This is a genomic window from Paenibacillus sp. 102, assembly GCF_039549175.1.
GTDB lineage: Bacteria > Bacillota > Bacilli > Bacillales > Bacillaceae_G > Bacillus_A.
Window position 1 is genome coordinate 181,790 of the sequence record NZ_JBCGHT010000005.1, and the last position, 13,443, is coordinate 195,232.

Annotated in this window: 12 protein-coding genes and 1 other RNA gene; 3 read left to right on the forward strand and 10 right to left on the reverse strand. The window is 37.9% G+C overall.

Annotation, left to right across the window (positions count from 1 at the left end; genetic code table 11):
• Positions 1 to 210 precede the first annotated feature (210 nt).
• Both AAIE21_RS14905 and AAIE21_RS14910 read left to right on the forward strand, forming a co-directional pair.
• Positions 211 to 489 carry a DUF1648 domain-containing protein gene (locus AAIE21_RS14905; RefSeq protein ID WP_343267493.1) on the forward strand — a complete coding sequence of 93 codons (279 nt, stop codon included), beginning with the start codon at positions 211 to 213 and terminating at the stop codon, positions 487 to 489.
• Positions 490 to 638: 149 nt separating this feature from the next.
• Positions 639 to 1,544 (forward strand): MerR family transcriptional regulator, encoded by a 906-nt coding sequence (locus tag AAIE21_RS14910; RefSeq protein WP_343267494.1) that lies wholly within the window; start codon positions 639 to 641, stop codon positions 1,542 to 1,544.
• A gap of 180 nt (positions 1,545 to 1,724) precedes the next feature.
• Here the strand turns inward: AAIE21_RS14910 and ssrA are convergent.
• From ssrA to AAIE21_RS14945, 7 genes are all read right to left on the reverse strand, one after another.
• Positions 1,725 to 2,083, reverse strand: a transfer-messenger RNA (tmRNA) gene (gene ssrA, locus AAIE21_RS14915).
• Between the two features lie 126 nt (positions 2,084 to 2,209).
• Complete coding sequence (gene smpB / locus AAIE21_RS14920) at positions 2,210 to 2,677, reverse strand: SsrA-binding protein SmpB (RefSeq protein ID WP_001123909.1); 468 nt, start codon at positions 2,675 to 2,677, stop codon at positions 2,210 to 2,212.
• 324 nt (positions 2,678 to 3,001) lie between these two features.
• Entirely contained in the window at positions 3,002 to 5,413 is a 2,412-nt protein-coding gene (gene rnr / locus AAIE21_RS14925; protein WP_343267495.1) for a ribonuclease R, read from the reverse strand.
• Between the two features lie 535 nt (positions 5,414 to 5,948).
• Entirely contained in the window at positions 5,949 to 6,689 is a 741-nt protein-coding gene (locus tag AAIE21_RS14930) for an alpha/beta hydrolase (protein ID WP_343267496.1), read from the reverse strand.
• 393 nt (positions 6,690 to 7,082) lie between these two features.
• Positions 7,083 to 7,316, reverse strand: coding sequence for a preprotein translocase subunit SecG (secG, locus tag AAIE21_RS14935; RefSeq protein ID WP_343267497.1), 234 nt, complete (start codon positions 7,314 to 7,316; stop codon positions 7,083 to 7,085).
• Positions 7,317 to 7,410: 94 nt separating this feature from the next.
• Positions 7,411 to 8,103: an LrgB family protein gene (locus tag AAIE21_RS14940; protein WP_343267498.1), complete on the reverse strand. Its 693-nt coding sequence runs from the start codon at positions 8,101 to 8,103 to the stop codon at positions 7,411 to 7,413.
• On the reverse strand, positions 8,100 to 8,468 hold the full coding sequence (locus AAIE21_RS14945; protein ID WP_343267499.1) for a CidA/LrgA family holin-like protein: 369 nt from the start codon (positions 8,466 to 8,468) through the stop codon (positions 8,100 to 8,102). Before AAIE21_RS14945 ends, AAIE21_RS14940 begins: the two co-directional genes overlap by 4 nt.
• A 355-nt stretch (positions 8,469 to 8,823) precedes the next feature.
• On the opposite strand from AAIE21_RS14945, the gene AAIE21_RS14950 reads away from it, so the two are divergent.
• Positions 8,824 to 9,774: a nucleoside hydrolase gene (locus AAIE21_RS14950; RefSeq protein WP_343267500.1), complete on the forward strand. Its 951-nt coding sequence runs from the start codon at positions 8,824 to 8,826 to the stop codon at positions 9,772 to 9,774.
• Between the two features lie 49 nt (positions 9,775 to 9,823).
• Here AAIE21_RS14950 and eno read toward each other — a convergent pair whose 3' ends face one another.
• The 3 genes from eno to tpiA are packed head-to-tail and all read right to left on the reverse strand — an operon-like array spanning position 9,824 to position 13,431.
• Complete coding sequence (eno, locus tag AAIE21_RS14955; protein ID WP_343267501.1) at positions 9,824 to 11,119, reverse strand: phosphopyruvate hydratase; 1,296 nt, start codon at positions 11,117 to 11,119, stop codon at positions 9,824 to 9,826.
• Positions 11,120 to 11,149: 30 nt separating this feature from the next.
• Positions 11,150 to 12,679: a 2,3-bisphosphoglycerate-independent phosphoglycerate mutase gene (gpmI, locus tag AAIE21_RS14960; RefSeq protein WP_343267502.1), complete on the reverse strand. Its 1,530-nt coding sequence runs from the start codon at positions 12,677 to 12,679 to the stop codon at positions 11,150 to 11,152.
• The gene (tpiA, locus tag AAIE21_RS14965) at positions 12,676 to 13,431 is read right to left on the reverse strand and encodes a triose-phosphate isomerase (protein WP_343267503.1); all 756 of its coding nucleotides are present in this window, start codon (positions 13,429 to 13,431) and stop codon (positions 12,676 to 12,678) included. Before tpiA ends, gpmI begins: the two co-directional genes overlap by 4 nt.
• Positions 13,432 to 13,443 lie beyond the last annotated feature (12 nt).

A 13,443-nucleotide genomic window follows, 5' to 3' on the forward strand; every position in this document is an offset into this window, starting at 1 on the left:
TAATACTAAAAATTGCTACGGATTTGTGATTAATATCTTGGTACATTCTTGTTACTCCTTTCTTTGTTTTTGAGCTCTACTCTCTAAAATATAGATTTATATTTTACAAATAAGCTAATGACAACATATAATTGTAAACAAATTTTCCGATTTTTAAAGTGGCAAGGAAAACGAAAACAATCTTATTTTTTAGAAAAAGGTGAGGTAGCTATGCATTGGTTATTCAACAATAAAGTTCTTTTAGCAATTATCGTATCAACATTTTTAATTTCTATCTTAGCTTATCCGTTTAGTTATAACGAAATTCCGGTACACCTTAATGAATGGAATGAGCCTAATTTAATCGTAAAAAAATATATCGGACTGTTTATTTTTCCAGTATTTATGCTTATTGCCTATTACTTGAGTAAAATTTCAATTCAAGCTTTCTATGCAATATATTTATTTGCGATTCTTCACGCTGTAATAATTTATATGGCTATATATTAAAATTAAAGGTTGCTCTAAGAGTAACCTTTAATTTATTATTTGACCTTACCCTTAGGGGAACCTTTAAAATATTACTTGGTCTTACCTTCAGAAGAAACCTTAAAATAGAATTATAAATACATTTAATATTTTAGAGGGAGATGATTATAGTGAACATCAAAGAAGTTTCTGAGAAAACAGGTTTAACAAAGAAAGCCGTTAGATATTATGAGGAAATCGGGCTTATAGAAGTACATAAAGATCCAAAGAATCAATACAGAATTTATGATGTTAATGATGTTGAGAAATTGCACACCATAGCTTTTTTAAGGGAATTAGACTTTTCAATCAATCAAATCAAAAATATCTTGAATTGTGATGTAGACTTTATAGAGGAATTAAAAACTCAAGAAGGAAAAATAAATAATGATATCATGATTATTGAACGAAAAAGAAAGCAGATCAAAGTTGTAAAGGAGAATTGGAATTTAGGAAAATCATTTAAAGATATTTCTAAACTAATCGATTCTTCTCATCAATATATTGATCAATTACATGTAATTCTCCGAAAAATTTTTCCTGGTCCCTTTGGAGAATTCATAGGAATTTCCATGCATCCATTTTTAGATATAAAAATTAAAACTGTTGAAGAGATAAATAACATTAAGAAATTAATTAATCTATTAGATAATGTCCCTTCAATTCCCAATGATCACCCTTTAATTCAGCAAGTCCTAAATAATAATTTAAACGATATAGAAGGATTTAAAGAAAGTACTCAATTATTTTATGATGGAATCATCCAAAAAGACATGCGTATCGTTAATGATTATAAAGAAAAAATAAAAACTCAAATAAATACTATTAAAAACGATGAGAATTTGAGAGAGATGATTTCAAAACAAAATCAAATGTCTAAAGGCTTACCAGATTTAACAATGGATTCTGAATTTAGTACAATTTTAAAAGGATTAAATCCTAACTATAAAAAAATGGTGGAAAATCTCAACAAGATTCAGAATGAACTTAATAAGGAATTGGGTTTTAATTATCAAGATTATTTATTAAGTCTTTAATATTTATAAACAAGGATCAACCTAGCGTTTTTTTTAAATACCATGCGTTGATTTAAAAGCGACATTAAAAACATCCTGAAAGCATAAGTTTGCCGCAAATAAAAAGAACCATAAGCTTGCCGTTCCGGCAAACTTATGGTTCATATCACATACAAAATAAAAAAACCACCAAATATGTATTGGTGGAGACGGTGGGAGTCGAACCCACGTCCAAAGATATTGGCACTTAAGCTTCTACGAGTGTAGTCGATATATTGGCATTTCGCAAACTCTTCGGCCTATCGACAGGCTTCCGAATTGCTAGTCTGATTGTTCTCTTCCTTCGCCCTCAGACGGCGAACTCCGGCGTAGTCCACTTAGTTTGAGTCCCTTACCCTACCACATGGACGATGGAGGGAGGAACCGCTAAGCTGTATTAAGCAGCTAAAGCGAAGTTGTTTTGTTGTTTGCCAGTTATTGGCTTTGACGTTTTAACGAGGCCGATCCCCTCGACTCGCAACTTAAGCTCAAACTACCCCTGTCGAATCCGTAACGTCCCCATATAAGAATGGAGCATACGAAGTATATTCGTGATAGCTACTTAATGAGCTGTTTTTCAATGTTCACTGGCCTTACATGAATTATTATATCATACGTTCGACATTTTACAAATGTAAATTTCTGTATTACATCTTTTGACGATCACGGAATGCACGTGCGATTTCGCGTTTCGCTTCTTTCTCTTTTAAATCATGACGCTTATCATACTGTTTCTTCCCTCGTGCTACACCAAGTGCCATTTTCGCAAATCCATTTTTCAAATAGATTTTAACTGGTACAAGTGTATAACCTGTCTCTTTTGAATACCCGATCAGCTTGTCGATTTCTTTTTTATGAAGAAGTAATTTTCTTGTACGAAGCGGCTCATGATTGAATCGATTCCCTTGCTCATATGGACTAATATGCATATTATATACCCAAACTTCACCATTATGTATACGTGCGAAAGCATCTTTTAAGTTTACGCGTCCTGCGCGAATAGACTTAATTTCTGTTCCTTGAAGGACAAGCCCTGCTTCGTATGTTTCGTCGATGAAATAATCATGAAATACTTTTTTATTTTGTGCAATAACCTTACCGCTACCTTTTGGCATTATCTGTCCCTCCTCTATTTGTACTATTTTAACAAAATTTACGAGAAAGTGGAAGTGGCTCGTTTAGAATCTCGGGGCGTTGGAGCTCGCGACAGAGAAGCGCTTTTTGCTTCGTCCGAGGGAGCGAAACGACCATAGATTCTAGCCACTACTAAAAGTGGAGACGGCTCGTTCAGCTCTGACCGGCTAAGGTTCTCCCGCACAGAAGATGCTTTTTATCTTCTCGTGCGGAAGGTTCTTAGACGCGAGGAGCTCGCCGTCGTAACTGGATACCACTAAAAACGGAAGTGGCTCGCTCAGTATATAAGCGAAGCCACCCCTCTCTTACTTACGCTTTTTCTTTTTCTTCTTAAATCCTGGAACATTTTCAAAGAATGGCTTTTTCTTTTTACCATTGCCATCTTTTTGTCCCGGACGACCGGATGCTTTTCCTTGCCCACCACGTTCGGATTTGCGTCCGCTACCACGTTCATTGCCACGTGCACTACCACGCTCGTTATTACGTTCGCTGCGACCACTGCGTCTCTTTCTACCGCCTTTTGGTTGTTCAATAACAACTGGACGATCTTTGAATTTACGTCTTGGAGTGCCTTTCATACCGACGATTTCAAAATCAATCGCGCGTTCATCTTTGTTTACATTAATAACGCGAATTGTAATTTCATCACCGATGCGGAAGACGTTACCTGTACGTTCACCGATCATCGCAAAGTGCTGTTCGTCATAACGGTAGTAATCATCCGTTAAATAACTAACATGCACAAGGCCTTCAATTGTATTTGGAAGCTCTACGAATAAACCAAAGTTTGTGACAGAGCTAATCATACCGTCGTACTCTTCACCAATCTTATCAAGCATATACTCTGCTTTTTTCAGTTCATCTGTTTCACGTTCTGCCTCAACAGCACGGCGTTCCATATTAGAAGAATGCTCTGCAATCTCTGGTAACTTTTCACGCCATTTTGCTTGTGTTTCGTTATCAATTTTACCGTTAATGATATATTCACGAATTAATCTATGAACAATTGTATCTGGATAACGGCGAATTGGTGATGTGAAGTGTGTATAGAACTCTGTTGATAACCCGAAATGACCTAGGCTGTCTGCGTCGTAACGAGCTTGTTTCATCGAACGAAGCATAACGGTTGAAATCACGACTTCTTCAGGTTGCCCTTGAACCATTTCAAGAATTTGTTGCAAGGCGCGAGGATGTATTTCATTTGCACGTCCTTTTACTGCATAGCCAAAGTTTGTGACAAACTCGAAGAAACGTTCTAATTTATCTTCTTTCGGATCTTCATGGACACGGTACATAAACGGTACGTTCATCCAGTGAAAATGCTCTGCTACTGTTTCGTTCGCTACTAACATGAACTCTTCAATTAGTTTTTCTGATACAGAACGATCACGCATGACAACATCTGTTGGTTTGCCTTCTTCATCTACTAACACTTTCGCTTCTTTAAAATCAAAGTCAATTGCACCGCGTCTCATGCGTTTTTCACGTAAAATTTGTGCTAACTGCCCCATGTCTTTGAACATTGGTACTAACGTTTCATAACGCTCAATTAACGCTTCGTCTTCATCTTCTAAAATGCTTCTTACATCAGCATACGTCATACGTTCTGTTGTTTTAATAACACTTTGGAAAATTTCATGACTAACAACGTCACCAAGATTGTTAATTTCCATTTCACAAGAAAGTGTAAGACGATCCACTTTCGGGTTTAGTGAACAAATTCCGTTTGATAAACGATGTGGAATCATCGGAATTACACGGTCAACAAGATACACACTCGTTGCTCTCTCCGCTGCTTCCACATCAATTGGAGATCCTTCATGGACATAATGACTTACATCCGCGATATGAACGCCAAGTTTATAATTACCGTTCTCAAGTTTTGTTACTGTAACCGCATCATCTAAGTCTTTTGCATCTGCACCGTCAATTGTAACGATCATTTGATCGCGCAAATCACGGCGATCTTTTAAATCTTCTTCTGAAATCGTTTCAGGTACACTGTTAGCATGTTCCATCACATCTTCTGGAAATGCTAATGGCAAATGATGTTTATGAATGACAGATAAGATATCTACCCCTGGGTCATTTTTATGACCAAGAATTTGAATCACTTCACCTTCCGCACTTAAACGATCCTGCGGATAGCTTGTAATTTTCACAACAACTTTATGCCCTTCTACTGCACCCATAGATGCACTTTTCGGAATAAAAATGTCACTTGTCCAGCGCTTATTATCTGGAAGTACAAATCCGAAATTTTTTGACTCTGTATATGTACCAACTAACTCCTTCGTACCACGTTCTACAATCCGAATGATTGTCCCTTCTTGGCGTGACCCACTAGATTGCGAACTAATACGTGCTAGTACTGTATCACCATGAAGTGCACCATTTAGTTCTGTAGGTGGAATGAAAATGTCGTCATCCCCTGTCTTCTTCTCTTCTGGGACAACAAAAGCAAACCCACGTGCATGACCAATTAACTTACCGCGCACTAAATTCATCTTTTCCGGAAGACCGTAGCGATTGCTGCGCGTTCGAACAACAAGTCCTTTCTCTTCCATCATAACTAGTGCCTTTACAAAATCTTTAAAGCCAGCGGAATCTACAATACCAAAGGCCTCTTCTAATTCTTGTATCGTTAGCGGTTTATACGCTTCTTCTTTCATAAATAACAACAACTTATCAATATGTTCTTGAATAATCTCTTCCAAGCACAAATACCTCCTTTTAACCCTCATATTATCTAGTGTATCCGAAATACACGCTATGTATAAAGTGAAACTTCTATAAACACTCGTTTTTCACCATTTATTCTGCTGCTTATTCGCAGTAAAATTCTCATCTTTAAAATATACTTCTATATAAAGCCATTCCATTTCACTGGCACCTAAGTCGCAGCTTTGAAATCAAAAGAAGATCCCACTCATATTCTCCTTCTGTTCTCACTCGGCACGGGGCTAAAATAGGCTCTGACCGCTTCTATCCACGGATGGATCCTCTCTCTCATCTAAAAATATTGGTTTATATCTCTATTTAAATTTATATATATTTTGAATTTTAAGCACCTACTTCACGGCCTCGAAAACTAAAGAAGACCTTCTCTCATTTTCTCCTTCTGTTCTCACATGGCATGGGGCTCAAATAGGCTCTGACCGCTTCTATCCACCGCGGATCCTCTCTCCCACCCTAAAAAGAGTAGTTTTTAAATGCTTTTAACACCCCATGAAAAAAAGAGGCAACTAGATCTTACCAATCTAGTTGCTCCAAGAAGTTATATACATCTTCGTGTAGCTCATCACGTTGTTTATCGAGCGTAATGACATGCGTAGAGTCTTCATACCACTTTATATCTTTTAAAGTGGATTCTACACCGTTATAGATAATGTTCGCACTATCTGTATTAATCATTTCATCATGGCGTGCTTGTACAACAAATGTTGGTGCATAAATCATATCAACATTATTGCGTACGTCACGAATTAAGTCTTGTAATGCTTTCAACGTATTCATTGGTGTCTTTTTAAATTCCATCATTTCTTCTGCAATTTGCTCTGTTGACTTCTGCTCACGTTTTTTATATTCACGTGCATATGCTAATATACCTTGGTACATAATTTCTTCGCTCTTAATGTACATTGGAGCACACATTGGTACAACACCTAAAATCGGTAATGTATAAGCAAGCTTTAATGAGAATACACCACCAAGTGATAATCCAACAGCCGCAATTTTCTCATATCCTTGGTCTTTCAAGTGTTGATAAGCAGCCATAACATCTTTCCACCAATCTTCAGGACCTGTATGAACAAGTTCTTCTGGTGGTACACCATGACCTTTATAGATCGGGGCGTGGCAAGTATAGCCTTTTTTCTCTAAAAAACGCCCCAGCATACGTACATCAGCTGAGTTCCCTGTGAATCCGTGTAATAATAAAACAGCACGGTCTCCACCTTCAAATGTAAATGGTTTCGGAGATGCTAATTTCATCATCTTCTTCTCCTCTTTCTCTTCCGTAATCTAGTCGTATTGTTTCTATATATCCCTGCTACTTTTCCGACATATAAGTCACAGCTTCGAAAACAAAAGGAGACTGCTACTTGTGTTCTCTTTTTGTTTTCACATAGCATGGGGCTCAAAATGGCACCGATCGCTTCTATACATGGCCGGATGCTCTCTTCCACCTAAAAAAGAAAGATTTTATGTCGGTTTTTTTATTTTGTATCTATATATCCTTAGTTTACCATAGTTCCATTTCCATAATCTAATTAGAAACTTTTTTCGAATAATGAAATACAAATGAGCACAAAAAAAGAAGAACCATTAGCACGAATCCGCTAACGCTTCTTCTTTTTCCATATCTTTTAAAAGCAAAGCCTTTACTTATAAGTTCAAGTACGTAACACCAATTGTTAGTACAAAAAATAGTACAGCTAAAACCACAGTAATACGGTTTAATACAGCTTCAATCCCGCGTGCTTTTTGCTTACCAAATAATTGCTCTGCACCGCCTGAAATTGCACCTGAAAGACCTGAGCTATTACTAGACTGCATAAGTACCAAAACAATCATTAAAATCGATACAATAATAAGTAAAACTGATAATAACGTATGCACCTGGCGTACCTCCTACAAAGATTCAGTTAGTTTAAATGTTAGCATAAATCCTATAGAAAAGCGAGAGCTGTTCGATCGCTCTCGCCTTTCTTCATTACATGAACATGGTTGCAAATAACGGTCCAAGCAAACAAGTTAAAATTGCTGTTAATGTCATTGTTACCGACCCAATAACACCTTCATGTTCATTGTTTTTCATCGCTCTCATTACACCCATAATATGAGATGCACATCCAAAACCGATCCCCTTACCAACAGAGTTTGTAACGCGGCTCCATTTTAATAGAATTGGACCTGTAATTGTTCCTGTAATCCCAGCTACAACAACGAACGCCGCTGTTAATGATGGAACTCCCCCAACTTGCTCTGATACGCTCATTGCAACTGGCATTGTTACTGACTTTGGTAAAGAAGATAAAATTAAACTTTTATCTGTTCCCATAAGCGACGCAATAACGAAGTCACTTGCAATCGCAACTGTTGTTCCGACTACTACACCACCAGCAATTGGTACAATATATTTTTGCAATACGTGACGCTGTTTATATAGTGGAATTGCGAATGCTACAACACCTGGTCCAAGCAGTTTGGAAATCCAACCGCCACCACTTTGCATGTATTGTTGATATGGGATATCAAACACCATTAGGAAAACAATCATTAATGCTGTCGCTACGATCATTGGAATTGTAAAAGGTGTTGGCAGCCATTTATAAATTTTCTTTGATAATTGATATAAAAGAACGGTAAGAATAACCCAGCCAATTCCGATTAATATACTATTCATCGTGATTCTTTTTCCTTTCTATTCGCAAGATATTGTCCTGTATGTCCTGCGACAATAATAATTAAAAATGTACTCGCTACAATCGTAATGAAAAGAGAAATTCCTTTACTCATAAAAAAAGCACCGTAATTCATTAAACCAAGTGTTGGTGGAATCAATAAAAACGGCATAATGGCAACGAGTGTTTCTGCTCCTAAATCAAACCATTTCACAGGAAGAACCTTGAGGCTTAATAAAACAAGTAATAAGAACATCCCAATTAAACTTCCTGGAATCGGCATATTCAACATTTCTTGCACCCATGTCCCCATCATGTAAAACACGTAAAGAGCTGCAACTTGGACAATAATCTTTGTAAACTTCATGTTCATCATCCCTCATGTTTATAACGATCTTCTATTTTATATCCTTATCATAGTATAAAATGTAAAAACCTGCAATTTATCAACTTGACAACAAAAACGACGTATGTTATACGCTTACACCCTTGATATAACTGCATTTCTGAGTGAAATTTACGTCAAAAACATTGACCTAAAATAAAAAGTTTATATTTTCTGAATATTAACGTTGTTATTTTGATAAAATAAATCTTCTATCAGAAAGGTTTGAGGCTTACTGCTTATGAATAGAGGATTCTATTCTATCTAAAATGACATATATTTACTCATATCAACTGCACAGCATTCTCACTTTAGAAAAACTACGGGTGGTGAACATATGACCAAAAAGATTTTGATTTTTGCTGATCCTGGCATTGATGATACAATCGCTCTCATACTTGCATACTTTGCTGATGAAATCGAAATCGTTGGCATTGTTGCGGATTACGGAAATGTCCCAAAAAAAATGGCAGTGGAAAACACCTTATTCCTCCAACAAAAGGCAGGAGATACAAATATTAAAATATTTAGTGGTGCAGAAAGACCTCTTACTAGTGGGAATCCTGATTTCTTCACAGATGTGCATGGTATACATGGATTAGGTCCCATTGTACCGGAGGAATCTCTTACAAATGGACAAATGGAGAATTTTCTTGAGGTTATCAATTTGATTAATAAATATAAAGATGAATTAATTATCGTCAGTATAGGACGTTTGACTTCACTTGCATTTCTATTTATTTTATACGAAAGCTTGATGAAACAAATCAAATCTTACTATATAATGGGCGGTGCCTTTTTACATCCTGGAAATGTCACACCTGTATCTGAAGCAAACTTTTATGGTGATCCTGTCGCTGCCAATATTGTATTACAATCCATTCCTAACATGTCTATATATCCACTGAACGTTACACAATACTCGATTGTTACACCTGAAATGGCTGAATACATTCATGCAAAAGGAAAAGCACCTCTCATCAAACCTCTATTCGATCACTACTATTATGGGTATTATCAAAAAGCATTGCCACAATTAAAAGGTTGTCCTTTTCATGACACGATGCCCATTATGGCACTCCTTAATGATTCAATGTTTACCTATTATGAATCACCAGTTTACGTTATGAGTGAACAGTTCGCTCGTGGACAAAGTGTTGCCGATTTCCGTTCATTGTCCAATTCCAAACCTTTCATCAATAGGCCTAAACAGCGAATTGCAATTGATTTTGATTACAATCAGTTCTTTAAACACTTTATGACGATTATGACAGATGAACCATTTTAATAAAAAAAACAGACCGTGATTTCTCACGGTCTGCCTTTATTTTCTACAATTATTTTTTAAGGTTGTAGAAAGATTTTAAACCATCGTAAACAGCGATTTCGCCTAGTTCGTCTTCGATGCGTAATAATTGGTTGTACTTAGCAATACGGTCAGTACGGCTCATAGAACCAGTTTTAATTTGGCCAGCGTTAGTTGCAACTGCGATGTCAGCGATTGTAGCATCTTCAGTTTCACCAGAACGGTGAGATACAACTGCTGTGTAACCAGCACGTTTAGCCATTTCGATTGCTTCGAAAGTCTCAGTTAAAGTACCGATTTGGTTAACTTTAATTAAGATTGAGTTAGAGATACCTTTTTCGATACCTTCAGCAAGTTTTTGAGTGTTAGTTACGAATAAGTCGTCACCAACTAATTGTACTTTATCACCGATACGCTCAGTTAATAATTTGTGACCATCCCAGTCGTTTTCGTCTAAACCATCTTCGATAGAGATGATTGGGAAGTCTTTGCAAAGCTCTTCGTAGAAATCAACCATTTCTGCAGAAGTTAAGCCAGTACGGCCTTCGCCTGCAAGGTCATATTTACCAGTTTCTTTGTTGTAGAACTCAGAAGAAGCAACGTCCATTCCTAAGAATACGTTCTCGCCAGCTTTGTAACCAGCTTTTTCGATAGCTTCGATGATTACTTCTAATGCTTCACGGTTAGAACCAAGGTTTGGAGCGAATCCACCTTCGTCACCTACTGCAGTGTTAAGACCTTTGTCATGTAATACAGCTTTAAGTGCATGGAATACTTCAGCACCCATACGGATTGATTCTTTGAATGTTGGAGCACCAACTGGTAAGATCATGAACTCTTGGAAGTCAACGTTGTTATCAGCGTGAGAACCACCGTTGATGATGTTCATCATTGGAGTTGGTAATTGTTTTGCATTGAATCCACCAAGGTAACGGTATAATGGAAGACCTACGAAGTCAGCTGCTGCGTGAGCTACTGCCATAGATACACCAAGGATAGCGTTAGCACCTAGTTTACCTTTGTTTGGAGTGCCATCTAATTCGATCATAGCACGGTCGATACCAGCTTGGTCAGTTACGTCGAAACCAACGATTTCTGGAGCGATTGCTTCGTTAACGTTGTTTACTGCGTTCATAACACCTTTACCTAGGTAACGAGATTTGTCACCGTCACGTAATTCTACTGCTTCGTGCTCACCAGTAGATGCACCACTTGGTACGATAGCGCGTCCGAAAGCGCCGCTTTCTGTGTAAACTTCTACTTCTACAGTTGGGTTACCACGAGAGTCAAGGACTTCGCGAGCATAAACATCAATAATTGTTGACATAATAAATTCTCTCCTTTTTATATAAGCAAATTATTTAATAATTGTTTTACCTGTCATTTCTTTCGGTTGTTCCACATTTAGAAGTGTAAGCATTGTTGGGGCGATATCTCCTAAAATACCACCTTCACGAAGCTCTACATCATTTTTTGTAACGATGAAAGGAACCGGATTAGTTGTATGAGCTGTCATTGGTCCACCATCAGCAGTTAACTCCTGATCAGCATTACCATGGTCAGCAGTAATAAGTGCTACACCATCTTTTGCAAGAATCGCTTCTACAACTTTTCCTAAACATTCGTCAGTTGCTTCTACTGCTTTAATTGTTGGTTCCATCATCCCAGAATGGCCAACCATATCACAGTTCGCAAAGTTAAGAATGATAACATCATGTTTATCATTTTCGATTTCATTTACTAAAGCGTCCGTTACTTCGTAAATGCTCATTTCAGGTTTCAAGTCATACGTTGCAACCTTCGGTGAGTTAATTAAAATACGCTCTTCTCCTGGGAATTCAGCCTCACGACCACCGCTAAAGAAGAATGTAACGTGCGGATACTTTTCAGTTTCCGCGATGCGAAGTTGCTTTAATCCCGCTTGCGCAACAACTTCACCTAATGTGTTATCAAGGTTCATTGGCTTAAATGCCACGTAACCATCTACAGTTTCACTAAAGTGTGTCATACATACGAATTCTGGAATGTGAGGTACTTTTTCACCACGATCGAACTCACGGAAGTCTTCGTTTGTAAATACACGTGCAATTTGAATTGCGCGGTCTGGACGGAAGTTATAGAAGATAACTGCATCATCATTATTGATTGTTGCAACTGGCGTGTCATCTTCGTTAACAATTACAGACGGCAATACGAATTCATCATAGATACCATTTGCATATGAGTCTTCTACACACTCTTCTGCTGATTTATAAGTAGGGCCTTCACCATTCACCATAGCACGGTAACATTTTTCTACGCGATCCCAACGCTTGTCACGGTCCATGGAGTAATAACGACCAGAGATAGTCGCGAATTGTCCTACTCCTGTTTCTTTAATTACTTCATTTGTTGCATCGATATAACCTTTTGCTGTTTGTGGTCCAACATCGCGGCCGTCTAAGAATGCATGGATATAAACTTTCTCCACGCCTTCTTTTGCTGCTAAGCGAAGAAGAGCAAACATATGGTTCATGTGACTGTGCACACCACCGTCAGAAAGTAAACCGAATAAATGAAGAGCAGTACCTTTTTCTTTCACGCTTTTAATTGCATTTTGGAATGTTTCGTTCTTATCGAACTCACCTTCACGAATTGCAACATTTACACGTGTTAAACTTTGATATACTATGCGGCCAGCACCGATATTTAAGTGACCAACCTCAGAGTTACCCATTTGACCTTCTGGAAGACCTACTGCCTCACCACACGCCGTTAACGTTGTATGAGGGAATTTGTTCCAGTAACCATCAAAATTAGGTTTCTTAGCTTGCGCTACAGCATTCCCGTAAGTTTCTTCACGTAGTCCGAAACCGTCAAGGATGATTAAAGCTGTTGGCTTTCTCATTTTACCGCCCCCAGAAGACCTAAGAACGAAGCAGGCTCTAAGCTAGCACCGCCAACTAAAGCGCCGTCGATGTCAGATTGTGCCATGTACTCTTTAATGTTTTCTGGTTTTACGCTACCGCCGTATTGAATACGAACAGCTTCTGCAGCTTCTGGAGAAACAGCTTCTGCAACAACTTTACGGATGTGCGCACATACTTCGTTTGCATCTGCAGAAGAAGAAGATTTACCTGTACCGATAGCCCAGATTGGCTCATAAGCGATAACAGTTGCTTTAACTTGCTCTTCTGTTAAACCTGCAAGTGCTTTTGTAACTTGACCTGCTACTAGATCAAATGTTTTTCCGTTTTCGCGCTCTTCTAAAGTCTCACCACAACAAACGATTGGTGTTAAACCATGTTCAAATGCTGCAAGAGTCTTTTTGTTTACTGACTCGTCTGTTTCAGCAAACATTTCACGACGCTCAGAGTGGCCAAGTACTACGTAGCCTACTTTTAAGTCGCTAAGTGCTACTGGGCTAATTTCGCCAGTGAATGCACCATTTTTTTCGAAGTGCATGTTTTGTGCACCTACTTGTAAATCAGTTCCTTCAGTTGCTGCTACAAGACGCTCTAAGAATAGAGCTGGAGAGCAAACTACTGCATCAACAGCTGAAGCTGTTGGGATTTGACCTTTAACTTCCTCTACGAAGCTAACTGCTTCAGATAGAGTTTTATTCATTTTCCAGTTACCTGCGATAATTGGTTTACGCATGCTTTGCACCGT

Excerpts from the sequence above, each read along its gene's own strand:
- AAIE21_RS14930 (WP_343267496.1), bottom strand. The coding sequence starts at position 6,689 with ATGAAATTAGCATCTCCGAAACCATTTACATTTGAAGGTGGAGACCGT.
- eno (WP_343267501.1), bottom strand. The coding sequence starts at position 11,119 with ATGTCAACAATTATTGATGTTTATGCTCGCGAAGTCCTTGACTCTCGT.
- gpmI (WP_343267502.1), bottom strand. The coding sequence starts at position 12,679 with ATGAGAAAGCCAACAGCTTTAATCATCCTTGACGGTTTCGGACTACGT.
- AAIE21_RS14905 (WP_343267493.1), top strand. The coding sequence starts at position 211 with ATGCATTGGTTATTCAACAATAAAGTTCTTTTAGCAATTATCGTATCA.
- AAIE21_RS14945 (WP_343267499.1), bottom strand. The coding sequence starts at position 8,468 with ATGAAGTTTACAAAGATTATTGTCCAAGTTGCAGCTCTTTACGTGTTT.
- smpB (WP_001123909.1), bottom strand. The coding sequence starts at position 2,677 with ATGCCAAAAGGTAGCGGTAAGGTTATTGCACAAAATAAAAAAGTATTT.
- AAIE21_RS14950 (WP_343267500.1), top strand. The coding sequence starts at position 8,824 with ATGACCAAAAAGATTTTGATTTTTGCTGATCCTGGCATTGATGATACA.
- tpiA (WP_343267503.1), bottom strand. The coding sequence starts at position 13,431 with ATGCGTAAACCAATTATCGCAGGTAACTGGAAAATGAATAAAACTCTA.
- AAIE21_RS14940 (WP_343267498.1), bottom strand. The coding sequence starts at position 8,103 with ATGAATAGTATATTAATCGGAATTGGCTGGGTTATTCTTACCGTTCTT.